The following is a 22,227-nucleotide window of genomic DNA, read 5'->3' on the forward strand; positions in this document are numbered from 1 at the left end:
ATTGAGATAAAACGATGAAACAATATTTAGACCTCATGCGCCATGTGTACGAGCACGGCACCGACAAAACCGATCGCACCGGAACCGGCACACGCTCGGTGTTTGGCCATCAAATGCGCTTTGATCTGACCGAAGGCTTTCCGCTGGTCACCACCAAAAAAGTACATTTGAAATCCATCATTTACGAGCTGCTGTGGTTTATCCAAGGCAACACCAACAACCACTGGCTGACCGAGCGCGGCGTGAGCATCTGGAACGAATGGGCGCGCGAAGACGGCTCGCTCGGCCCGATTTATGGCCACCAATGGCGCTCATGGCCTGACCATCACAATGGCGGCACAATCGACCAATTGGCACAAGTCGTCGATCAGCTCAAAAACAACCCCGATTCACGCCGCATCATTGTCTCGGCGTGGAACGTCGCCGACATCCCGCACATGGCTTTGCCACCGTGTCATGCGTTTTTCCAATTTTATGTCGCCAACGGCGAACTGTCGTGCCAGTTGTACCAGCGCAGCGCCGATATTTTCCTCGGCGTACCGTTTAACATCGCCTCCTACGCCCTACTCACGCACATGCTGGCACAGCAATGCGGATTGGTCGCCAAAGAATTCATCTGGACGGGCGGTGACTGTCACCTGTACAGCAACCACTTTGAACAAGTGCAAACCCAATTGGCACGCGAACCTTTGCCTTTGCCTCAGCTCCAAATCAAGCGCAAACCCGATTCGATTTTTGACTACGAATTTGACGATTTTGAAATTGTGAACTACCAAAGCCACGCACCGATTCGCGCCCAGGTCGCTGTCTAAAAGCGAAACGGTTCAATATACCAAAAGCAAAAAGCCGCAATCACTGCGGCTTTTTTGGTAACTCGGGCGTTAGACCATCATTCCAAATGCAAATGAATCATCAAATAGCGTTTCAATTATAGCACCCAACACCAAAAAATCTTCTTTCAATATCGGTCGCATATGCCCATTGTGCAGTGCGGCGGCGGGATGGTATAACGGCAGCAGCATAAAGTTGATGCCTTCAAGCGTCATTTTGAATGGCTGTCCGTGTACTTGGCTGATTTTGAACTCGGGTAAAAAGCAGTTGAGACCTATGCGTCCGAGCGTCACCACCACTTTGGGTTGGAGCATCTGAAGTTCGCTCAGTAAATACGGCCAAAATGCCGCAATTTCAACCTTATTCGGGTCGCGATTGGACGGACGAAACTTGACCACATTGGTGAGGTAAATATCCTCTCGACCCAAATTCACCGATACCAGCAATTCGTCCAAAAATTTACCGCTGGCACCGATAAATGCTTTGCCTGTTTCGGCTTCATTCATCCCGGGCGCATCTGCGATCAGGACAATACCATTTTTAGTATTGCCGCTGCCCCAAGCCAATGGCTGCCGGAATCGTTGTGTCAACGCTTCTTTGAGTGCATCCATCATTGTCCTAACCCATGTTAATCTGATTCAAACGTTCGCTCAAAAAGTCGATAAAACAGCGAATTTTCACGCTGAGAAAGGCGCGGTTCATATAGGCCGCATACAGTATCGGCGAGGGTTTGTCCAAGGGAAACAGCGGTACCAACTCACCCCGCGCCACGGCATCGTCCACCAGCCATTTTGGCAGCGCGCCAATGCCCATGCCCACTTTGATCATTTCCGCGAGCATCACGGTATTGTTGCTGTCGTGGTTCGCAAGCAATGGCACACCCAGCTGGGTGTAGTTGGGCAATACGCCTTGATGCGTCGTCAATTCGGCCTCGCTGCGCGGTGTGCCGTGCTGCGCCAGATACGCAGGGCTGGCAACGTAGTAAAAGGGAATTTCGGTCAGAGGTTTGACGATGAGGTTTTCCTACGGCGTACCCACCACGCGCAAAGCCAAATCGTAGCCCTGCGCGATCAGATCGGTGAAGCGATTTTCCAAATCCAAGGAAAGTTGAATCAGCGGGTACTGCGCCTGAAACTCTGCCAGCAGTCGTGCAAAGTATGGCGTTGCGAACCACAGCGGCGCGATGATGCGCAGTTTGCCCTGTGGTTTGACCGTGCCTTGCTGCGCAACGGTGCGGGCGGTGGCGAGCGTATCGAGCGCATGACAGCACTCGGCGTAGTAGCTCTGACCGATTTCGGTGAGGCTTTGCCGCCGATTATTGCGATTGAGTAATTTCGCCTGTATGTATTGTTCGAGATGATGTAAATGTTTGCTGGTCATGGCGACCGACATATTCAAATGCTCGGCTGCTTTGGTAAAACTCCCCTGTTCAACCACCGCGCGAAACACCATCATGCTTTTAAGCGTATCCATTTTGGCTTTCCATTATTAACTATTAGGAAAAATTATATCAATAAAATCACTATCGTTTTCCTAAATAATCGCTTCTATAATACTTCCATTCCGAGTGTTTTACTCGGATTAATGTTTGATAAATGATGAACGACAACGAATTTTTTATGGGAGTTTGACAATGAATGCTTTGAATAAATATCAACCTTATGCTTTGGCCGCGCTGCGCATCGTCGCCGGTTACACCTTTTTGCTACATGGCACGGCGAAATTATTGGGCGTGCCGCACGTCGCGATGTTTGATGGTTTGCAGTTGATGTCGCTGATGGGTTTGGCCGGTATTTTGGAAATCGTTGGCGGTCTTTTGCTGATTCTGGGTTGGTTCACGCGTCCGGTCGCGTTTTTATTGTCCGGTCAAATGGCGGTGGCGTATTTCATGGCGCATGCGAAAGCCGATAACGTTTTACTGCCTTTGTTAAATCAAGGTGAGTCTGCCGTATTATTCTGCTTTATCTTTTTGTTTTTGGTGTTTGCCGGTGCAGGCGCATGGTCCATCGACAACCGCACTTCAAAATAACCGACAACATTACAAACAACTGATTTAAAAGGAGATTTACATGAACAACCTCTTAGTTATCCGCAGCTCGGTTAATGGCGAGAACAGCGTTTCCAATCAAATGCTGGACGCATTCCTCACGCAATTGCGTGCGAAGCATCCGAATCTGAACGTACTCGAGCGTGATTTGGCACAGAACCCCATTCCCGCTTTGACACCCGAAACCGTAAGTGCGATTCGCGCCGGCGTGACCGAGTCTGCCAATCAAGCGCAAGCAGATCAATTGGCCAACACGCTGATTGAGGAAATCAAATCTGCTGACGCCATCGCCATTGGGATTCCGCGTTACAACTTCCACGTACCAGCGACACTCAAAGCGTACATCGATTACATTGCCCGTCCACGCATCACCTTCCAATACGGTGCGAACGGCCCCGAAGGATTGTTGCCGCACGACACGCCGGTGTATGGCTTCGTCGCCAGCGCGGGTTATTACAGCAACAATCCCGAAACCGACTACCTCAGCGCTTGGCTGAAACAGGTCTTTGGCTTTGTCGGCGTGAACAATCTGGAGCTGATTCACACCGAAGGCTTTGCCATGGGCGAAGAGCACGCGAAAGCCGCTTTTGCCAAAACGCATGAGCGCATTGCCCAGATCGTGGCCAATAGTTAATCAAAGGAGTGATCATGAATAGCAAGCAGCATTTGGGTTCATTTATTTACCACTACAATGGCGGCGAAACCGAATACGCCGTGCGTTTTGACAGTGACAACGCATTGCATTGGGAATGCATCACCGGTGAGGAAAAAGGTCGCTCGGCGGATGAAACCATCACGCGCCTCGTTATCCGACCCGACGTACATTTTCTCAGTTGGACCGAGGCGGACGGCTTAGTGGTTACTCAGGTGGTGGATTTCACCGCCCTGACCGTCCATGCCGTTTTACTGATCGGCGATGAGCGCATTGTATTGAATGGCTCGGTGACGCGAGTAGCTGCATAAGCAACATCACCGCAGCGTGAATCGCCGCTCGTTTGCCCAACATTTGTTGGGGCTTTTTGCCCTCAGTTCGACTCCTTGGGCTTTTTCAGGAAATACCATGAACACACACGTTTTGAATGCGCAAGCGCTTGAATTACTCAAGCAGTTTCCCAACAGCGAGCCAATGCCTGTACTGTTCTTAGGCCACGGCAGTCCGATGTACGCCATCACCGACACCGAATTCGGTCGTGCGATTGGCGCGCTCGCAGGCAAAATACCCAAGCCGCACGCCATTTTGTGCATCTCCGCGCACTGGGAAACGCGCGGCACATGGCTCACCGCCATGCCCAATCCGCGTACCATCCACGATTTTGGCGGCTTTCCGCAGGCGCTGTTTGACGTGCAATACCCTGCGCCCGGCAGCCCCGCTTTGGCTCAAGCGACGCAACAGCTCATCCGCAGCGCCCCAGTCGGTTTGGACGAGGACGAATGGGGCTTGGATCATGGCACATGGTCGGTGATTCGTCATCTGTACCCGAACGCCGATATTCCCGTGGTGCAATTGAGTTTGGATCATTTCAAAAGCCCGCAGGCGCATTACGATTTGGCCAAAGAACTGGCGATTTTGCGCCGCAAAGGCGTGCTGATCGTGGGCAGCGGCAACATCGTGCACAACTTGCGTCTGCTCGAATGGAACCGCGACGAAACCGAAGCCTTCGGTTTTGATTGGGCGCTGGAGACCGATCAAAAGGTTAAAGACGCAATCATGAGCGGCAATCATCCCTATCTGATCGATTTTCGTAACAACGGTGAAGGATTCAAGCTCTCCATCCCGACAGCGGAACACTATTTGCCACTGCTGTACACGCTGGCTTTGCAGGAAAAATCAGACAACGTACTGATTTTCAATGATAAACCCGTGCAAGGTTCATTGACCATGACTTCGGTGGCGTTGGGTTTATAAATCAAAACTGAGCAAGCTATTTGCTCAGTTTTTTATTCCCTGAGTAGAATAATTTTAATAATTTTCTTGGTGAAAATCATAGCATATGCCGGAGTAGCCATAAAAATGAATGCGTTAAAGGCTCTACCCATCAATCCGCCGCTCAATGCGTTTTGACGCCAATCATTCATATTAGGCTGAATGGGCATACAGAATAAAAAAATTAATATACCTAAGCCAATGATATATTTAAATAAATTCGATGGATCGGCTTCTGCCCATAAGCTTGTATTAACGATGCTATTTTGAGGGTTCAGATATTTTTCCATATGCCACCCGACCACCAAAGCCAGCGGAGCAAATAGCCAGCAGCCCGCATAAAAAATACCAAGGTAGTTAGAATAGGCCGGTAAATAATTTTTGATATTCCTCATGACTGGAACAACTGCGGCCACTCGATCAATCAATGACACAGCCCATTCGCTATCGGCCCATTCAGGCTTGAAAAAGAAAGACATCAGCAAGGTATATAAAATAGGTAATGCAATCAAGACAAATTCATAATCACGTCTTTTGTTAAACAATTTCCCTATAGCGAACGCCATCTGATAACCTGTTCTATGAAATCACATCAGAATAATATCGTACTGCTCTTGGAAAAACATACTTTGCGCCTGAAGCGAAATCGGTTTGCCAATCTGACTGGACAAGGCCGCCAAGTGCGGTGCCACTTCATCAAGCAGCATGTCAATCACATCGGGATGCGCCACCACGCGAAACGCGCTGGCATTGAATTGACACGCCTCGCGGCGAATTTCGCGCAGCACATCGTAGCACACGGTGCGCGTGGTTTTGATGATACCCTTGCCCTGACACATCGGGCACGGCTCACACAGCAGTTGTGCCAATGATTCACGCGTGCGTTTGCGCGTGACTTCGACCAAACCGAGCGGGGAAAACGGGTGAACCGCAATACGCGTGCGGTCACGAGAAAACTCCTCTTGCAGTACGCGCATCACATGGTCATTGTGCCCCGCATCCATCATGTCGATAAAGTCGAGAATAATGATCCCGCCCAAATTACGCAGACGCACCTGATGCACAATTTCTTTGGCTGCCTCTAAATTGGTTTTCAAAATGGTGTCGGCAAAGTTGCGGCCCGAGACGTAGCTACCGGTATTTACATCGATCGTGGTCATCGCTTCGGTCTGCTCGATGATGAGGTAGCCGCCGGATTTCAAATCCACTCGGTGTTGTAAGGAGCGGTTGATTTCCTCCTCTACCTCGTAGGTATCAAACAGAGGACGCTCAACCGGCGCCAATTTTAAGCGAGGCAAAACCGACGGCATATAGGTCTGTGCAAACGCTTGCAACTGCTGCAAGGTGTCGGCATTATCACAAATTACGCTTTGCGTATCCTGCGTCACCATGTCGCGCAACACCCGCTGCGCCAGCGTCAAATCGCGGTGAATTAGCGTCGGCGCGGAGCGCTTGCGCTTTTGTTCGTTGATTTCCTGCCATGTGCGTTTGAGGTAATTGATGTCGTTTTGCCATTCTTCAACAGCCGCATCCAAAGCCGCTGTGCGAATGATGTAGCCGCCATCGGGATTGTCACCCAATAGCTCGATCATCCGATTTTTCAGCTCAATGCGTTCTTCGTCGCTGTCCACTTTTTGTGTCACGCCGATGCCTTCTTCTTTGGGCAAATACACCAGCAGGCGACCGGCAATGCTGATTTTGGTAGACAAGCGCGCGCCCTTCGTGCCAATCGGGTCTTTGATAACCTGTACCAAAACCGTTTGTCCGTCGAATAACTGCGTCTCAATCGGTGGTAACTGATTCACCGTCGTCTGGCTCGCGGTCGGGCTGTGCGTGGCAATCGCCATGTCCGCCACGTGTAAAAACGCGGTACGCTCCAAGCCGATTTCGATGAATGCAGACTGCATACCGGGCAGAACGCGAACGACTTTACCCAGATAAATATTGCCGACCAAGCCCAAACTGCTTTGTCGCTCAATGAAAATTTCCTCAACCCGGCGGTTTTCCAGCAGCGCCACGCGCGTTTCCGCGTCGCAGGTATTGATCAAAATGTCTTGTTTGATGCTCATGGTGTGTGCTTTTTAATTATTGTTTATGTAATGATACAACTTGAGCATGATTATGCCTGATTTTGCAACGCTCTGAGCATCTGTGCGACCTCAAAAATCGGTAAACCCTTGACCGCAGAAAAGCTACCGCGCAAGTGCGCCACAAAACACGCGGCAAAACCCTGAATCGCATACGCACCGGCTTTGCCAAACGGCTCACCACTCTCAATATACGCTTCAATCTCCTCAGGCGTGATCGGACGAAAGCTCACATCACTGCTCACCACCTGCTCGATCATCGCGCCCTGCCATGCAATCGCCACCGCCGTATGCACCTGATGCGTTTGGCCAGACAGTCGCCCCAGCATCACCCGCACCTCCTGTGCATCGACCGGTTTACCCAAAATCTCATTGCCAAATGCCACCGTGGTGTCTGCGCACAAAATCGGACGGCTTTGCTGCTCGGACGAACCCAGCTCAGCGATCTGTTGACGCATCATTTCCGCCTTGGCACGGCACACCCGCTGCACATAACTGAGCGGAACTTCATTCGGCAACACCGCTTCCAAAGTCTCTGCGGCATGTGGATCTAAAGGCAAAACCACCTCAAACGGTACGCCGATTTGCCGCAACAATTCTGCTCGACGCGGACTTTGCGACGCCAAAACAATGGCGGGAAAATGAAAGGGATTCATCGCCAATCCTCAGAAAGTAGATACAAACAGCGCATCACGCGCGATGGTAGGGATGATTGATATTGATGGTGTATGCACGATACAGTTGCTCAGCGAACAAGACGCGCACCATACCATGTGGCAAAGTCAGACTGGACAGGCGAATCAAACCGTCGCATTGTGCTTTGAACGCTGGCTCCAAGCCATCTGCACCGCCGATGATAAACACCACATGATGGTGCTCGGTTTGCCAGTGCTGCAATTTTTTTGCCAAACCCATGCTGGTCAAATCCTGACCGCGCTCATCCAAAGCCAAAACCAGCGCACCTTTCGGTATCGCCGCTTGGATTTTCACTGCCTCCAAAGCCATCGCCTGCGCGACGGTTTTGCCCTCACGCGCTTCAGGTTTGAGTTCCTTGCATTCGAGCTTGATTTCGCGTGCGGGTAAGCGTTTGGCATATTCGTCAAACGCCTCAAGTACCCACGACGGCTGTTTGTGGCTGACGGAAATCAGTGTGATGGTCAGCATGACGCTGTTAGCTCAATTGATTAGTTCAATTCTTCCACGCGCAGTTTGACCACATCGCCCGTGACGCTGGCCAGAGCCATGATTTGCTGGCAAGCAGCATCCACATCGGCCTCTTTGCAGATATGCGTCATGACCACGATTTGCGCCTCTTTGCGTGCATCGTCCACTTCGGTTTGCAACATGGCATCCACGGAGATATTGAGATCGGCCAAAATGCGGGTTACATCGGCGAGTACGCCTTTTTGGTCTTTCACGGTCAAACGCAGGTAGTAGCGGGTCTGTACCGCAGACAGCGGCAGAATCGGAATGTTTTCCAAAGCATTGGGTTGGAACGCCAAATGCGGCACGCGGTGCTCCGGATCTGCGGTATGCAAACGGGTCACGTCAATCAAATCGGCCACAACGGACGAGCCGGTCGGCTCGGAACCGGCGCCTGCGCCGTAGTACAAAGTCGAACCGACCGCGTCGCCTTTGATCATCACTGCGTTCATCACGCCGTTGACATTGGCGATCAATTGGTGCTCGGGAATCAGAGTCGGATGCACGCGCAACTCGATGCCTTCAGGCGTACGCTTGGTCACGCCGAGCAGTTTGATGCGGTAGCCGAATTTTTCAGCGTAGCTGATGTCGCTGGCAGCCAATTTGCTGATGCCTTCGATCGACGCGGCTTTGAAATTGATCGGCACACCAAATGCCAATGAGCTCATCAGCGTGATTTTGTGTGCCGCGTCCACGCCTTCAACGTCAAACGTCGGGTCGGCTTCGGCGTAGCCCAACTCTTGCGCCACCTTAAGCGCGTCGGCAAAAGTCCAGCCTTTTTCACGCATTTGCGTGAGGATGAAATTGGTGGTGCCGTTGATGATGCCGGCGATCCATTCAATGCGATTGGCTGACAAGCCTTCGCGCAAGGCTTTGATCACCGGAATACCGCCGGCAACGGCCGCTTCGAATGCGACAGTGACGCCTTTGTCCTGCGCGGCTTGGAAAATTTCGTTGCCGTGCTCGGCGAGCAAGGCTTTGTTCGCCGTCACGACGTGTTTACCATTGGCGATTGCTTCCAGCACGAAACTACGCGCCGGCTCGTAGCCGCCGATCAGTTCCACCACGATGTCTACATCGGGATGCGAGGCCAGTTGGGACAGATCGTTGATGACTTCTACGCCACGCTCTTCCAAATGTGCTGCGCGACCGGGCGTGCGCTCGCACACCACCGCCACCTCGATGCCGCGCCCCGCGCGACGGGTGATTTCTGCCTGATTGCGTTCCAAAACTTTAACCACACCGGATGCCACGGTGCCCATGCCTGCAATGCCAATTTTAATCGGTTTCATAATACGGTTTCTTTTCCATCAATCTTGATACAAGAAAACATGCACGACATGAGTCATGCATGTTTTGAGCTCGGGTATTGTAAACGATTCCCGATATTTACTCTACTGTTACCCGCCCTGCCGGGTTAAATTTCAATCTGTGTGCCCATTTCCACTACACGATTGGCCGGAATCTTGAAGTGATCGGTCACGCGAACGGAATTGCGCATCATCAGGGCAAACAATTTTTCACGCCACAAGGCCATGCCCGGCAAATTGCTCGGAATCACGGTTTCGCGGTTGATGAAGAATGAGGTATCCATGATCTCCATTTTCAGGCCGTGTTTGGCACAGCGCGCCATGATGTCATCCAAGGTTGGCTCCTCTTTAAAGCCGTAAAAGCCATGAACCACATAGATATCTTTGCCAATTTCCTTGATGTCCAGTTTTTCATCCTCCGCGACAAACGGAATATCCTCGGTGCGCAGACTGAGAAACACCACGCGCTCATGCAACACGCGGTTGTGTTTCAAGTTATGCAGCAGCGAGTTCGGAACCATCGACAATTCAGAGTTCATAAATACCGCTGTTCCCTCAACCCGTTGCGGCGGATATGCCAAAAGACTTTGGATAAACGGCTCCAACGGCAGATTAACACCATCGGTACGTTGGTGAACCAAGGTTTTGCCACGTTTCCAAGTCATCAGCAATGTAAACACGGTCAAGCCCAACAAGGCTGGGAACCAACCGCCGTCGAGGAATTTCGCCAAGTTGGCAATCCAGAACGACGCATCCAAAAAGAGCAGCGCAGCAAACAAAGAAAACGCCACCGGTTTAGACCATTTCCAAATGGTCAGCATCACCACCAGTAACAGCACATCGTCAATCAACATGGTGGTGGTTACTGCAATACCGTAGGCCGCGGCCAGATTACTCGAGGTTTTAAAGAACAGTACCGCAAATAAAACCAAACCACACAATATCCAGTTCACAAACGGCACATAAATTTGGCCGCGCTCGCTCGCATTGGTATGCACGATTTTCAGACGTGGGCAGTAGCCCAGTTGAATCGCCGCGCTGGTCAGTGAGAACGCACCCGAAATCACCGATTGCGAGGCAATAATGGTCGCTGCGGTCGCCATCAACACCATCGGCATCAGCGCCCACTGCGGCAGCATCATGAAAAACGGATTGGCTGCGCCGTCAGGATTGCCCAGCAGATATGCACCCTGGCCAAAATAATTGATTAACAAAGACGGCAACACCAAGCCATACCATGCCAATACAATGGGTTTTCGGCCAAAATGCCCCATATCCGTATACAGCGCCTCACCACCCGTTACAGCCAAGAATACCGAACCCATGACCAAGAACGCTTTACCTTGGTTGGCGATAAAAAATTGAATCGCATAATAAGGACTCAAAGCTTTAAAAATTTGCGGATGCTGGATAATTTGCAATATCCCAAAAAATGCCAAGCAGAGGAACCACATCACGCAGATCGGTCCAAAAAACTTACCAATCAGGGAAGTACCATGCTTTTGCATCGCAAACAAAACGACAATGATCACAACAGCAATGGGCAAGACGAACTCTTCCAAGCCTGGCGAAACGACATTTAAACCTTCAACCGCCGACAAAATCGACACCGCTGGCGTAATCACCGAGTCTCCATAGAACATCGATGCGCCCAGCATACCGACAATCAGCACCCAACGATACTTAGCATTGCCCTCTTTGCCGCGCAAAGTCAAGGCCATCAAGGCCAAAATGCCGCCCTCGCCGTTGTTATCCGCGCGCATGATAAAAGTGACATATTTGATCGAGACAACCAACACCAGCGACCACACCAATAAGGACAAAATCCCCATGATGGTCGGCAAATCATGCGCCAGTTGATAATGCTCCCCCAAACTCTCTTTCATGGAGTACAAAGGACTGGTACCGATGTCACCGAATACGATGCCCAAAGCAGCCAAGGCCAAAGCGTGTAAGGCCTGCTTGCCGGGCAAATGATGATCGGAAGTATGTGCTGTGTTCATATTTATTCTCGAATGCGAATCAAGGTTAATTGGATAAGTCAGGTGACTGGGCCAGTAAGGCCTCAATACGGTCGCTCAGTTGCAATGGCGGGGTTTTTGGCGCAAAACGCTCGACGCTTTTACCATCGCGGGCGATTAAAAATTTAGTGAAATTCCATTTGATGGCGGTGCTGCCTAAAATCCCCGGCGCGCGGGCTTTCATCCATTGCCACAGCGAGTCGGCCTGAGCGCCATTGACCTCAATTTTGTCCATCACGGGGAAAGTCACCGAAAAACGCTCGCAAAAGGTTTGAATCTCCTCGTTTGAGCCGGATTCTTGCTTGAGAAATTGATTGCACGGAAAGGCAATGACACGCAAACCACGTGCATGATAGCGCTCGTGTAAAGCCTGTAGCTCGGCGTATTGCGGCGTAAAGCCACAGGCACTGGCGGTATTGACCGCCAATACCACGCAACCTTCATAGGATTTGAGCGAAACCGCTTGTCCCTGATGGTCTTTGACGGTAAAGTCTGAAAAAATCTGTTGGCTCATAAGAAGCTATCTGTATCGACACGCTTTGACATGAATGCCATGCCGTCAATAAATCCTTTGGTTGGCATCGGGATAAGGGCTGATCCAGCCATTTTCGATCAAACCCTGACGATGCTGTTCAAATGTAAACATCTTGCTCGCCGCGCCTGTTTGCATGACGGCCTGTAATTGTACTTCTTTTTGTTCGCTAATCAAATGTTTCACTGCTGTGGTTGTGGTTAAAACCTCATAATTGGCGATGCGTCCTTGCTTTGCCTTCGCATGACTCGATGGCACCAAACGCTGCGACACCACACCCAACAACACCGCGGAAAGCATGTGCCGGATGAAACTTCGGCTTTGCGCCGGAAAAATATCCACCATACGCGACACCGCGTCCACCGCATTCGCACTGTGCAAAGTACCCAAGACCAAATGCCCCGTCTCTGCCGCGCGCAAAGCCAATTCCACACTGGCCAAATCGCGCAACTCGCCCAGCATCAAAACATCGGGATCGCGCCGCAAAATATCGGTCAAAGCATCGTGGTAGCCGCCAAAATGCGAACTCAGCTCACATTGGTGCACCAGTCCCTTGCCATGCGCAAACACATATTCAATCGGGTCTTCAATCGTGATGATGTGGCTGGCAAATTGCTTGCTGCATTGTGCGATCCAGCTTGCCAAAGTGGTGGATTTGCCGCTACCGGTCGGCCCCGTAACCAACACCAAACCACTGGAAAAAGGCGATATCTGCCGCAAAAACTCGGGCATCATGATGGTTTCCGGTACGGGAGCGCTCTGCGAAAGCAAACGCAAGGCCAAAGTCTGCCCCTGCGTCGTCGAGTAAGCCGTCACACGCACGCGTGTGCGCAGAGTCGGTTCATCCAAAGTGAAATGCATTTGCTGGTTTTGCGCGGGCTGTTGCTTGGTTTCGATGGCTGGCGTGGAGGATGTGGCTTGTGCGACATCATCCGAACTGGTTTGAGATGACGCCAACTGCTGAACCAATTCGGCAATCTGCTCGGCGGAGACCGGCGACGAACACTCCTTCAGAGTACGCAACTGCCCCGCTATCCGAAAAATCGGCGGATGATTGGGCGAAAGATGAACATCACTCGCACCGGTGGCGACACCCTCGGCGATGATCTGTTCAATTAACTGTTTAATCAGCGTATGAGACTGTGTATGACGCAAAGTCGAAGACATATTGCACCCAATAGCGTTTCGTTATGATCCATTCGTTTCATGAGATCTGCGATCTGAACGCCACCAGCGCGTTTTAATCACACCCAACTGCACAAACAGCATATTAAACACCAAAACAATCCACAGTGACCAGATTTGATGAGAAATAAAGTGTGCGCCACGCATGACCTGTGAAAAGCCCAACACCATGGACAGCACAACCGCATACGCCGCAAATGCCCCCGCTGAAAGCCACGGGCTGCGCGGCGCCGCTAAAGTCACCTCATCACGCCATAACGCGCGCGGCCAACCGCCCACGAAGCTCACCACCAGCATGGACAAACCAACCGCCGCATGGCCTGCCGGCCAGCACGCCTGAGTGCGTGCCGCCCACGGGCGCGGATCGAGCAAATGCACATACGGCAAGGTACCGCCAAAATCGCTCAAACTCCACGGACACGCCTGATTCGTCCATTTTTTAAAGCACTGAGCACTACCGGCGTGAGCAAACCGATGAAAAAAATCGCGCACCAGCGCAACCACTCATCCCGACGAATCCCCGCCAAGCGGTTTTGATGGCGCAAAACAAAACCATAAATAATTTGCAACAGTGCCCACAGCGGCAATAAAAACATCATCCGCTTCGGAAAAATATGCCACCAGAAGTCAAATTGCGCCGAATCGCGCAGAGGAAAACCAACGCCCGCTTGGTAAAACTGACGACTGACCCAAAACTCCACGGCCAGCCCCCAGCGGGAAAACTCCGACCACCACAGCAAGACCACGCCTGAAATCAGCAACGCCAGCCACGCCCATCGAATACGTCGCTGCGCCCTATGTTCAAATGCTGGCTCGAACAACAGCGCGTCGCCATGCGCCTTGATCTCTTTGGCCGCGCTCACAGCTGCGATCCGCCCACGGTCAGCCCATCAATGCGCAAAGTCGGCTGACCGACGCCAACCGGCACGCTTTGGCCGTCTTTACCACAGGTACCCACGCCGCTATCGAGCGCCATGTCGTTGCCGATCATTTTGATTTTGGTCAAGGCGTCCGGCCCGTTGCCAATCAGTGTCGCCCCCTTGATCGGCGTGGTGATTTTACCGTTTTCGATCAAATACGCTTCAGAGGTGGAAAATACAAATTTGCCATTGGTAATGTCCACCTGACCGCCGCTGAAATTCGGCGCGTAAATCCCGTGTTTGACCGAAGCGATGATTTCCTCCGGCGCATGTTGACCGCCAAGCATATAGGTGTTCGTCATGCGTGGCATGGGCAAATGCGCGTAGGATTCGCGGCGTCCATTGCCTGTGCGACGGGTTTTCATCAGGCGCGCGTTCATCGCGTCCTGCAAATAACCTTTTAAAATACCATCTTCAATCAGCGTCGTACACGCCGTCGGACAACCCTCGTCATCGACATTGAGCGAACCGCGACGCCCAGCAAGTGTGCCATCGTCCACCACGGTCACGCCTTTGGCTGCGACCCTTTGGCCGATTTTGCCGGAAAACGCGCTCGAACCCTTGCGGTTAAAATCGCCTTCCAAACCATGACCGATCGCCTCGTGCAATAGAATCCCTGGCCAACCCGCACCCAAAACCACCGGCAAAACGCCCGCCGGCGCGGGTTTCGCCTCCAGATTCACCAAAGCCTGCCGCACCGCTTCCCGCGCATACTGACTCAAAACCTCATCGGTGAAGTAGGAAAAATCCTGCCGTGCGCCGCCGCCCATCGAGCCTTGTTCACGGCGGCCATTGGCCTCGACGATCACCGCGCAATTGATGCGCACCAGCGGACGCACATCAGCCGCCAGCGTGCCGTCGGCACGCGCGATCAGCACCACGTCGTATTCCGCGCTCAAATTGGCCATGACTTGACTCACACGCGGGTCTTGCGCACGCGCGAGTTTCTCCAATTTTTCCAGCAAGGCAACCTTTTGCTGAGAATCCAAACTGGCGATCGGATCCTGCGCATGATACAAATCGCGCGCATACGGTTTGAGCGCATGGCTCAAATTTGTCGTTTTGGCTTTGGTTCCGCGCGCCGAACGACTCGGGGCTATGTCGCGGGTCACGCGTGCCGCATCCAGCAATGCCTGCAAATGAATATTGTCCGAGTAGGCAAATGCGGTTTTGTCGCCAAACACGGTGCGAATGCCGACGCCTTGGTCAATATTAAAGCTGCCTGCCTTAACAATACCCTCTTCCAAACTCCAGCCTTCGGAACGTGTGTACTGAAAATAGATGTCCGCATCGTCCGCGCGATGCGCCGAAATCTCGGCAAACACGCGGTTCAAATCCTCGATCTGCAAACCATACGGCGTGAGCAAAATGCTTTGCGCCGTCGTCAAATTACTTTGGTGTAAGCTCATAAATCTGTCTCAATTTATATTGATAAACAAATAGTTATCATTATTTATTCAAGTAAAATATTAAACGCCAGCTTGATGCGCCTGCGCATCCGCGTGATAGGATGAGCGCACCATCGCACCGACCGCAGCATGGGTAAAACCCATTTCGTAGGCCTTCTGTTCAAACATTTTAAACACATCGGGATGCACATAGCGACGCACGGGGATGTGGTGTCCCGACGGCGCGAGGTATTGACCAATGGTGAGCATATCAATGTCATGCGCACGCATATCGCGCATCACTTCGAGAATCTCTTCGTCGGTTTCACCCAAACCGACCATCAAGCCACTTTTGGTGGTGGTGTTCGGATATAAGGTTTTGAAATCTTTGAGTAATTTCAATGAATGTAGATAGTCTGCGCCCGGGCGCGCCTCTTTGTACAAACGCGGCACGGTTTCGAGATTGTGGTTCATCACGTCCGGTAAAGCGGTTTGGAAAATGTCCAGCGCAATCTGTAAACGTCCGCGAAAATCGGGTACGAGCACTTCGATCTGAGTATTGGGTGATAGCTCGCGCGTGTGGTTGATGCAGTCTGCAAAATGCTGCGCCCCGCCATCGCGCAAATCGTCGCGATCGACCGAGGTGATGACGACATATTTGAGCTTGAGCGCGGCAATGGTTTTGGCCAAATTATGCGGCTCGTTCACGTCCAACGGATCAGGACGGCCATGCCCCACGTCGCAAAACGGACAACGACGCGTGCATTTGTCCCCCATGATCATGAACGTCGCCGTGCCTTTGCCAAAACACTCGCCGATATTCGGGCACGAGGCCTCTTCGCATACGGTGAACAATTCATGTTCGCGCAGAATTTTTTTAATCTCGCCAAAGCGCGTGGACGAAGATGCCGCCTTCACGCGAATCCACTCGGGCTTTTTCAGGGTTTCGCTGTGCTCAACCTTGACCGGAATGCGCGATACTTTATCAAACGCTTTTTGCTTTTTGGTCGGGTCGTATGCGGTATTTTTCTCTAAGGAATCGGTCATGGTTTTCTCTAATGAATTACGATTTAATCAATATCAATCAATGACTGGAGCATTCGGCGAGCCATTGGAACTCGTCGCCTGCCATTGTGTGATCAGGTGCTGGCTCAAACGTTCGGCCACATCCTTAAACCCGGCCTTCACGCCCATACTGCGCATGTCGGTGGTTTCCAAACCTGCGTAGCCGCACGGATTGATGTCCAAGAATGGTTGCAAATCCATCGCCACATTCAGGCTCAAACCATGATAGGTACAGCCGCTTTTCACCTTCAGACCCAGCGCGGCGATTTTCGCGCCGACGTGCTGTTGTCCGGCCACGCCGCTGATGTAGATACCTGGCGCGCCTTCATGACGCTCAGTGTGCAAACCATACTCGGCGAGGGTTAGGATAATCGCTTCTTCAATGCGCCGCACCCATTCTTTCACCATCATGCCGCGACGTTTCAAGTCAAACAGCATATAAATCACTACCTGCCCCGGGCCATGATACGTAATTTGTCCGCCGCGATCGGTCTGCACCAGCGGAATCGCGCTCGCGTGCAACAAATGCGACGGCAAACCCGCCTGCCCGAGCGTAAACACCGGCGGATGCTCGACAATCCACAGCTCATCGATAGTATCCGCCGTGCGCTGCTCGGTGAACACCTGCATCGCGCGAAAACACGGCTCGTAGTCCACACGACCTTGGTGGCGCACCTGCGGAAGGCTCACATCCTGCGTCATTACAACACCACTTTGACCATAGGATGCGCGGTCAATGCGCGGTACAAATCATCCAACTGCGTCTGACTGGTTGCGTTGATCGTGCAGGTTAATCCCATGTAGTTGCCCGAAGACGACGGACGCATCTCAATGCGGGCCGGATCAAAATCAGGCGCGTGTTGCTGCACCAATTCGGCAATGCTTTGTGCGAAATCAGCGGCATTTTGACCCATGATTTTCAGTGGAAAATCGCAGGGAAACTCAAGTAAGGTGGTTTTTTCTTCGGTCATGACGGATAGGGCTATAAAAATGAAACAATAAAGCCGTATTGTACGTGGTTTGTACTATTTTTTCTTGGCTCGCGGGTGCGCAGCATCGTAAATTTTCGCCAAGTGCTGAAAATCCAAAGCGGTGTAAATCTGAGTGGCGGAAAGATTGGCGTGGCCGAGCATTTCCTGCACCGCACGCAGATCGCCGGAGGACTGCAAAATATGCGTGGCAAACGAGTGGCGCAGCATGTGCGGATGCACATGTACGGGCAGACCCAGCGCCTGCGCGTATTTGCCCAGACGCAACTGCACCGAGCGCGTGGTCAGGCGCGTGCCGTTTTGTCCGATGAACAGCGCGGGCGTTCGCGCAGCACCTTTGACCGTGGCGCGCACATCCAGCCAACTGCGCACCGCCTGCGCCGCCGGTGTACCCACCGGCACGATGCGCGGTTTACTGCCTTTACCCAGCACATGCACCTGCAATTCGGTTAAATCCAGCCAACCGTCGCCCTGCTGCTCGCTCGGCGTATGTTGATTCGGCGGCACGATATCAAGCGCGACGATTTCCGACACACGCAAACCAGAGGAATACAATAGTTCAATCAATGCATGATCACGCGCCAGCAATTCAGGTTTAACGCCCTGCAAACCCGCTGCGGCGGTATTTGTCCCCGCCAAGCGCACCGCATCATCGACCGATAGCGCTTTGGGTAGGGATTTGGCGGCTTTGGGTGCGCGAATACCTTGCACCGGATTGAGCGCCAGACCGCGCTCAAGCACCATCCAACGAAAGTACGAGCGCCAGCTTGACAGATAGCGCGCAATGCTTTTCGGACTGTGCGCTTGACTGTGCAGCTGCATGATCATCTGCCGAATATGATGTGGCGTGAGCGCATGAACCTCGTGCCATTGATTTTTTTGAGCCATCTGCATGAGCAGATGCAGATCGCGCGCATAGTTTTCGCAGGTTTTGGTGGACAAATGCTTTTGCAACGCAACCCATTGCAAGTAGCTTTGCATGGATTCGGGCAAGGTGCGTGCGAGCGATTCGGCCACCGTGCTCATGAATTTAGGAGCCTACCGCCGGCTGTTGCAAGCGGCTGAGCGCCGAGCCGACCATCACACCGATATTCTGTAAAAAGTGCGTGCCCATGTCAGGCGTGAAGCGTTGCGCGTCGTCCGCACCGAACAGCAATACGCCCAAACATTCAAAGCGCCCCGCGCGCAAACCCCACAGCGGCACGATTGCGAGCGATGCGACTTGGCCGCTGGGGCTTTGTTTAGCCAGCAAACCCTCGATTTCAAATCCCTTGCACGAGCCGCAATACGGCGTACGCAGGCTGTTGGCAAACACCACCACACTATCCGACCAGCCTTGCGACGCGGGGTAAAACATGCTGCGCGTGCGCTCGTCCCAGACCATGACCTGTACCGCATCCAAAGCAAAATGACTGCGCAAATCCTCGGCGATCAGTGCAGGCAATTCCTCTGCCGTCACTGCGGCCAACCAGCTCGACACCAGCGAAAATAATTTGTCGTGATTTTTTTGATTGTGCGTGGCCTGCACCAATAATTGCTCCAAACGCGCCTGATGCTGATCGGCCTTGTCGCGCAGCACATGCGCCTGCCAGTTTGCCATCGAAATCACATTGCCATTTTTCTGCGTGGGCAAGGACAATTTCGCCAGAGAATCCGCGTAGTCGCTGAAAAATTCGGGGTGCGATTGCAAATACGCCAGCACCTCGCTCGCCAACATCGGCGATTCACCACCCAGTGCCTCGACGCCACTGTCCAATGCATCCATTTCATCCGCCATCGTCATTGTTTTGATTGATTCTCTGCTGCTCATTTGTTCTCTAACCTATTGATAATCATTAAATTTTAATTCAAATTGATGCGCTTGAATGACACCTAAGCAACATTCACCGTGCCATCAAACACCAGCACCGCAGGCCCTGTCATCATGACCGGCGCATCCGCGCCCGCCCAAGCGATGCTCAGAGCACCACCGCGCGCCGTCACATGCACGGGCGAATCGAGCAGGCCACGGCGAATACCGGCCACGACCGCTGCGCAAATGCCCGTACCGCAAGCCAACGTCTCGCCTGCACCACGCTCGAACACGCGAATGTGTACATCATGACGATCATTCACCTGCATGAAACCGACGTTGACCTTTTTCGGAAACATCGGATGGCTTTCCAAAAAGGCGCCTTCGTGCTGCACCGCTGCGGTGTCAATGTGCTCCACCACCTGCACCGCGTGCGGATTCCCCATGGAAACCAAGGACAGCCAGTGCGTCTGCCCGGCAAACGCCACGCCGTACAGCGTATCCTCGCCCATCGTTTGCGTTGGCAAACCTTGAACCCAAGCAGGTAAATCCTCCGGCGCAACGCGTGGCGCGCCCATATTCACGGTGACGGTATCGTCATCGTTGAGTTTTAAACGCATCACTTGGCCGGTGCACAAATGCACGCTGACCTCGCGTTGATCGGTCAAACCCTTTTCCACCACAAATTTGACAAAGCAGCGCGCGCCATTGCCACAGTTTTCAACCAATGAGCCGTCCTGATTATAAATCGTATATTTAAAATCCACGTCCGCCATATCGGACTTTTCCACCAGTAAAATCTGATCCGCGCCGATACCAAAATGTCGATCGGCCAAATCGCGCCACATGCGCGGCGTAATGCCCGACACATCCTGTGAAATGCCGTCAACGACAATGAAGTCATTGCCCGCGCCGTGCATTTTGCTAAATTTCAATTCCATAATGTTTTACTCAGTAAACGCCCGCCATGCCTTCGGGACGAGTTTTAAATCGTTTGTGCATCCACAAATACTGCGCCGGATCCTCGCTGATACGCGCCTCGATGAACTCATTCATAAATCGCACCGCCTGCGCCTCATCGCCAACGCTGTCGGGATAGCCGTCCCACGCAGGGTAATACTGCATGATGTAGCGCGTCTTGCCCTGCTTCATCGACTCGGGATCAATTCGCGTAACGCACGGCACAATCAGCGCTTGGGTTAAATTTGCCAGTTTGGGCAATGCGGTCAAAGTCGCCGCCTGCTGCCCAAAAAATGGTGAGAAAATCGCGTCCTTGCGCCCAAAATCCATATCCGGTAAATAATACAGCGGGATATTTTCGCGCAATAACTTGATCAATTTGCGCACCCCATCTTGCCGCGAATACAAATACGCCTGACCCGAACGATTGCGCCCTTCCAGCATGAGTTGGTCAAACACCGGATTGGATTGGCGCTGATACATACTCACCGCCGGATATTCAGCATTAAAACGCACACCGCCCGCATCCAGCCCGACAAAGTGCGGCGCGAGCATAATGATCGGACGATTTTGCGCCAAAGCCTCGTGCAAATGATGTTCGTCACGCGGCTGAATATGACTGAACAACGCCTCTTTTCGGCCAAACCAAAACAACGAGCGATCCATCAACGCCTGTGCAAAATAATGCATCTGCTGCTGCGCTACCTGCTCAACCTGCTCGTCCGACCACTCGGGAAAACACAAGCGCAAATTGGTGCGCGCGATGTGCATACGGCTTTTCGCAAAACGTGTGGCTAAAAAAGCCAGCCCCTTGCCCAATTGATACCTCAGCCCATCCGGCCAATGCGCCATACTTTTGAGCAACCACGAAGCCATGTGCGCACCCCAGTACTTTGGCGCATTCAAATTCTGCTCGCTCATTCGGCCTCCCCATGCTCAGGCGTAGACGGCGTCACGAATGGCGCGCCTTTATAGCGATTGTAATTCCACAAATATTGTTCGGGCGCCATGCGAATCAAACGCTCCATGTGCGCGTTAATCGTCTGCACATCCGCCGTTATATCGCCAGAATCCGGCACATCCACCACCTCGAAATACAGTTCAAACCGATGCGGCGCATCCACGCGTTTGGCAAACATCACCACCAAGCCTGCTTTGGCCTGATGCAATAATTTCACCGGCAGCGTCATGGTTTTCGCCGGACGACCGAACCAGTCGGCGAGGACGAATTCACCCTGTCCGCTCGGCACTTGATCGGGCAGCAGCCCCACCACATGACCCTGTTTCAAATGGCGCAGCAGCATACGCACGCCTTTCAGATCCGCCGTCGCCATCTGCACACCCAGACGTTCGCGTCCCGCGAGCATGACGGCCTCCGCCTCGGCAAATTTTGGCTGGCGGTACATCGCCATGAACGGCACACGTTGCCCAATCCACAGCGACAGCAATTCAAACGCACCCATGTGTGGCGTCAACATCACCATGCCGCGCCCTTGCGCACGTAGCTGCTCGACCGCTTCCCAACCGCTCACCTTAATCTGCGGCAATAATTGCGTCACCTCATCCGACCACAGATAGGCCAATTCGGCGCCACCTCGCCCCGATTCCGAGGCATTTTTCAGCCAAAATTCAGGCGCATCATAGCCCGCCTGCGCGGCATTTTCAGCCAGACGCTGCGCATAGGTTCGATCAAAACGATAAACCATGCGGCCGCCCCATGCACCCACGGCGTACAGCCAAGACAAGGGCAACAAAGACATCAACCACAGCAAAAAACGAATCATCCGAACAACCTTTTTATCCTTTTTGGCTTTAGAAACAGACCCGATGCATCCCTCACAACGTGACAGACTGCACCTAAAAAGTGCAAAACCGATCCACGCGTTTGCGAGAAAGCAGTAAAGCCGTTATAATATCAGCGTTTTACAACTTAATTGCTGGTTTAACGACAACTTACGGGGCAATTAAGTCTG

25 protein-coding genes and 1 pseudogene are annotated in these 22,227 nt (G+C 52.4%); 5 read left to right on the forward strand and 21 right to left on the reverse strand.

Annotated features, from left to right (window positions below; all coding sequences use genetic code 11):
- Positions 1–14: 14 nt before the first annotated feature.
- Positions 15–812 carry a thymidylate synthase gene (locus ACZ41M_RS03795; RefSeq protein ID WP_464730242.1) on the forward strand — a complete coding sequence of 266 codons (798 nt, stop codon included), beginning with the start codon at positions 15–17 and terminating at the stop codon, positions 810–812.
- Between the two features lie 69 nt (positions 813–881).
- Here ACZ41M_RS03795 and ACZ41M_RS03800 read toward each other — a convergent pair whose 3' ends face one another.
- Together ACZ41M_RS03800 and ACZ41M_RS03805 are read right to left on the reverse strand one after the other, a co-directional pair.
- The gene (locus ACZ41M_RS03800; RefSeq protein WP_464730241.1) at positions 882–1,442 is read right to left on the reverse strand and encodes a uracil-DNA glycosylase; all 561 of its coding nucleotides are present in this window, start codon (positions 1,440–1,442) and stop codon (positions 882–884) included.
- A 7-nt stretch (positions 1,443–1,449) separates the two neighbouring features.
- Positions 1,450–2,304, reverse strand: a pseudogene (locus tag ACZ41M_RS03805) (LysR family transcriptional regulator).
- 160 nt (positions 2,305–2,464) lie between these two features.
- Between ACZ41M_RS03805 and ACZ41M_RS03810 the strand changes: the two are divergent.
- From ACZ41M_RS03810 to ygiD, 4 genes are all read left to right on the forward strand, one after another.
- Positions 2,465–2,860 (forward strand): DoxX family protein, encoded by a 396-nt coding sequence (locus tag ACZ41M_RS03810; protein ID WP_464730240.1) that lies wholly within the window; start codon positions 2,465–2,467, stop codon positions 2,858–2,860.
- Between the two features lie 40 nt (positions 2,861–2,900).
- Positions 2,901–3,512 (forward strand): FMN-dependent NADH-azoreductase, encoded by a 612-nt coding sequence (locus ACZ41M_RS03815; protein WP_464730239.1) that lies wholly within the window; start codon positions 2,901–2,903, stop codon positions 3,510–3,512.
- 14 nt (positions 3,513–3,526) lie between these two features.
- Entirely contained in the window at positions 3,527–3,841 is a 315-nt protein-coding gene (locus ACZ41M_RS03820; protein WP_464730238.1) for a MoaF-related domain-containing protein, read from the forward strand.
- A 97-nt stretch (positions 3,842–3,938) separates the two neighbouring features.
- Positions 3,939–4,784: a 4,5-DOPA-extradiol-dioxygenase gene (gene ygiD / locus ACZ41M_RS03825; protein ID WP_464730237.1), complete on the forward strand. Its 846-nt coding sequence runs from the start codon at positions 3,939–3,941 to the stop codon at positions 4,782–4,784.
- A 32-nt stretch (positions 4,785–4,816) separates the two neighbouring features.
- Here ygiD and ACZ41M_RS03830 read toward each other — a convergent pair whose 3' ends face one another.
- The 19 genes from ACZ41M_RS03830 to ACZ41M_RS03920 all read right to left on the reverse strand — a co-directional run bounded on the left by ACZ41M_RS03830 (position 4,817) and on the right by ACZ41M_RS03920 (position 22,038).
- Positions 4,817–5,368, reverse strand: a complete 552-nt coding sequence (locus tag ACZ41M_RS03830; RefSeq protein ID WP_464730236.1) for a hypothetical protein — start codon at positions 5,366–5,368, stop codon at positions 4,817–4,819.
- Between the two features lie 21 nt (positions 5,369–5,389).
- Entirely contained in the window at positions 5,390–6,865 is a 1,476-nt protein-coding gene (locus tag ACZ41M_RS03835; protein WP_464732125.1) for an Rne/Rng family ribonuclease, read from the reverse strand.
- Between the two features lie 56 nt (positions 6,866–6,921).
- Positions 6,922–7,545 carry a Maf family protein gene (locus ACZ41M_RS03840; protein WP_464730235.1) on the reverse strand — a complete coding sequence of 208 codons (624 nt, stop codon included), beginning with the start codon at positions 7,543–7,545 and terminating at the stop codon, positions 6,922–6,924.
- Between the two features lie 34 nt (positions 7,546–7,579).
- Positions 7,580–8,050, reverse strand: coding sequence for a 23S rRNA (pseudouridine(1915)-N(3))-methyltransferase RlmH (rlmH, locus tag ACZ41M_RS03845; protein WP_464732124.1), 471 nt, complete (start codon positions 8,048–8,050; stop codon positions 7,580–7,582).
- A 23-nt stretch (positions 8,051–8,073) separates the two neighbouring features.
- Entirely contained in the window at positions 8,074–9,384 is a 1,311-nt protein-coding gene (locus ACZ41M_RS03850) for a homoserine dehydrogenase (protein ID WP_464730234.1), read from the reverse strand.
- 125 nt (positions 9,385–9,509) lie between these two features.
- Entirely contained in the window at positions 9,510–11,405 is a 1,896-nt protein-coding gene (locus tag ACZ41M_RS03855) for a potassium transporter Kup (protein WP_464730233.1), read from the reverse strand.
- Positions 11,406–11,430: 25 nt separating this feature from the next.
- Positions 11,431–11,937 carry a glutathione peroxidase gene (locus ACZ41M_RS03860; protein WP_464730232.1) on the reverse strand — a complete coding sequence of 169 codons (507 nt, stop codon included), beginning with the start codon at positions 11,935–11,937 and terminating at the stop codon, positions 11,431–11,433.
- 45 nt (positions 11,938–11,982) lie between these two features.
- A complete protein-coding gene (locus tag ACZ41M_RS03865) occupies positions 11,983–13,122 on the reverse strand; it encodes a type IV pilus twitching motility protein PilT (RefSeq protein WP_464730231.1) in 1,140 nt (379 codons plus the stop codon).
- Between the two features lie 21 nt (positions 13,123–13,143).
- Entirely contained in the window at positions 13,144–13,548 is a 405-nt protein-coding gene (locus ACZ41M_RS03870; protein ID WP_464730230.1) for a hypothetical protein, read from the reverse strand.
- Entirely contained in the window at positions 13,545–14,003 is a 459-nt protein-coding gene (locus tag ACZ41M_RS03875; RefSeq protein ID WP_464730229.1) for a hypothetical protein, read from the reverse strand. The genes ACZ41M_RS03870 and ACZ41M_RS03875 overlap by 4 nt, the downstream gene beginning before the upstream one ends.
- Positions 14,000–15,469, reverse strand: a complete 1,470-nt coding sequence (tldD, locus tag ACZ41M_RS03880; RefSeq protein WP_464730228.1) for a metalloprotease TldD — start codon at positions 15,467–15,469, stop codon at positions 14,000–14,002. Before tldD ends, ACZ41M_RS03875 begins: the two co-directional genes overlap by 4 nt.
- Before the next feature lie 60 nt (positions 15,470–15,529).
- Positions 15,530–16,495 (reverse strand): lipoyl synthase, encoded by a 966-nt coding sequence (lipA, locus tag ACZ41M_RS03885; RefSeq protein WP_464730227.1) that lies wholly within the window; start codon positions 16,493–16,495, stop codon positions 15,530–15,532.
- A 33-nt stretch (positions 16,496–16,528) separates the two neighbouring features.
- Positions 16,529–17,215, reverse strand: coding sequence for a lipoyl(octanoyl) transferase LipB (gene lipB, locus ACZ41M_RS03890; RefSeq protein ID WP_464730226.1), 687 nt, complete (start codon positions 17,213–17,215; stop codon positions 16,529–16,531).
- Positions 17,215–17,484: an HP0495 family protein gene (locus ACZ41M_RS03895; RefSeq protein WP_464730225.1), complete on the reverse strand. Its 270-nt coding sequence runs from the start codon at positions 17,482–17,484 to the stop codon at positions 17,215–17,217. Before ACZ41M_RS03895 ends, lipB begins: the two co-directional genes overlap by 1 nt.
- 54 nt (positions 17,485–17,538) lie before the next feature.
- Positions 17,539–18,528 carry a tyrosine recombinase XerC gene (locus ACZ41M_RS03900; RefSeq protein WP_464730224.1) on the reverse strand — a complete coding sequence of 330 codons (990 nt, stop codon included), beginning with the start codon at positions 18,526–18,528 and terminating at the stop codon, positions 17,539–17,541.
- Positions 18,529–18,532: 4 nt separating this feature from the next.
- On the reverse strand, positions 18,533–19,312 hold the full coding sequence (locus ACZ41M_RS03905; protein ID WP_464730223.1) for a DUF484 family protein: 780 nt from the start codon (positions 19,310–19,312) through the stop codon (positions 18,533–18,535).
- Positions 19,313–19,374: 62 nt separating this feature from the next.
- Positions 19,375–20,235: a diaminopimelate epimerase gene (dapF, locus tag ACZ41M_RS03910; protein WP_464730222.1), complete on the reverse strand. Its 861-nt coding sequence runs from the start codon at positions 20,233–20,235 to the stop codon at positions 19,375–19,377.
- Positions 20,236–20,245: 10 nt separating this feature from the next.
- Positions 20,246–21,175, reverse strand: coding sequence for a lysophospholipid acyltransferase family protein (locus tag ACZ41M_RS03915; RefSeq protein WP_464730221.1), 930 nt, complete (start codon positions 21,173–21,175; stop codon positions 20,246–20,248).
- The gene (locus ACZ41M_RS03920) at positions 21,172–22,038 is read right to left on the reverse strand and encodes a lysophospholipid acyltransferase family protein (RefSeq protein WP_464730220.1); all 867 of its coding nucleotides are present in this window, start codon (positions 22,036–22,038) and stop codon (positions 21,172–21,174) included. The genes ACZ41M_RS03915 and ACZ41M_RS03920 overlap by 4 nt, the downstream gene beginning before the upstream one ends.
- Positions 22,039–22,227: the final 189 nt, after the last annotated feature.

This window comes from Puribacter membranae (assembly GCF_055380425.1).

What these genes read in the sequence shown, in the direction of transcription:
- dapF (WP_464730222.1), bottom strand. Translation starts at nt 20,235, where the DNA reads ATGGAATTGAAATTTAGCAAAATGCACGGCGCGGGCAATGACTTCATT.
- tldD (WP_464730228.1), bottom strand. Translation starts at nt 15,469, where the DNA reads ATGAGCTTACACCAAAGTAATTTGACGACGGCGCAAAGCATTTTGCTC.
- ACZ41M_RS03915 (WP_464730221.1), bottom strand. Translation starts at nt 21,175, where the DNA reads ATGAGCGAGCAGAATTTGAATGCGCCAAAGTACTGGGGTGCGCACATG.
- ACZ41M_RS03800 (WP_464730241.1), bottom strand. Translation starts at nt 1,442, where the DNA reads ATGGATGCACTCAAAGAAGCGTTGACACAACGATTCCGGCAGCCATTG.
- ACZ41M_RS03865 (WP_464730231.1), bottom strand. Translation starts at nt 13,122, where the DNA reads ATGTCTTCGACTTTGCGTCATACACAGTCTCATACGCTGATTAAACAG.
- ACZ41M_RS03795 (WP_464730242.1), top strand. Translation starts at nt 15, where the DNA reads ATGAAACAATATTTAGACCTCATGCGCCATGTGTACGAGCACGGCACC.
- ACZ41M_RS03860 (WP_464730232.1), bottom strand. Translation starts at nt 11,937, where the DNA reads ATGAGCCAACAGATTTTTTCAGACTTTACCGTCAAAGACCATCAGGGA.
- ACZ41M_RS03900 (WP_464730224.1), bottom strand. Translation starts at nt 18,528, where the DNA reads ATGAGCACGGTGGCCGAATCGCTCGCACGCACCTTGCCCGAATCCATG.
- ACZ41M_RS03840 (WP_464730235.1), bottom strand. Translation starts at nt 7,545, where the DNA reads ATGAATCCCTTTCATTTTCCCGCCATTGTTTTGGCGTCGCAAAGTCCG.
- lipB (WP_464730226.1), bottom strand. Translation starts at nt 17,215, where the DNA reads ATGACGCAGGATGTGAGCCTTCCGCAGGTGCGCCACCAAGGTCGTGTG.
- ACZ41M_RS03820 (WP_464730238.1), top strand. Translation starts at nt 3,527, where the DNA reads ATGAATAGCAAGCAGCATTTGGGTTCATTTATTTACCACTACAATGGC.
- ygiD (WP_464730237.1), top strand. Translation starts at nt 3,939, where the DNA reads ATGAACACACACGTTTTGAATGCGCAAGCGCTTGAATTACTCAAGCAG.
- ACZ41M_RS03920 (WP_464730220.1), bottom strand. Translation starts at nt 22,038, where the DNA reads ATGATTCGTTTTTTGCTGTGGTTGATGTCTTTGTTGCCCTTGTCTTGG.
- lipA (WP_464730227.1), bottom strand. Translation starts at nt 16,495, where the DNA reads ATGACCGATTCCTTAGAGAAAAATACCGCATACGACCCGACCAAAAAG.
- ACZ41M_RS03905 (WP_464730223.1), bottom strand. Translation starts at nt 19,312, where the DNA reads ATGAGCAGCAGAGAATCAATCAAAACAATGACGATGGCGGATGAAATG.
- ACZ41M_RS03815 (WP_464730239.1), top strand. Translation starts at nt 2,901, where the DNA reads ATGAACAACCTCTTAGTTATCCGCAGCTCGGTTAATGGCGAGAACAGC.
- ACZ41M_RS03895 (WP_464730225.1), bottom strand. Translation starts at nt 17,484, where the DNA reads ATGACCGAAGAAAAAACCACCTTACTTGAGTTTCCCTGCGATTTTCCA.
- ACZ41M_RS03855 (WP_464730233.1), bottom strand. Translation starts at nt 11,405, where the DNA reads ATGAACACAGCACATACTTCCGATCATCATTTGCCCGGCAAGCAGGCC.
- ACZ41M_RS03850 (WP_464730234.1), bottom strand. Translation starts at nt 9,384, where the DNA reads ATGAAACCGATTAAAATTGGCATTGCAGGCATGGGCACCGTGGCATCC.
- ACZ41M_RS03830 (WP_464730236.1), bottom strand. Translation starts at nt 5,368, where the DNA reads ATGGCGTTCGCTATAGGGAAATTGTTTAACAAAAGACGTGATTATGAA.
- ACZ41M_RS03810 (WP_464730240.1), top strand. Translation starts at nt 2,465, where the DNA reads ATGAATGCTTTGAATAAATATCAACCTTATGCTTTGGCCGCGCTGCGC.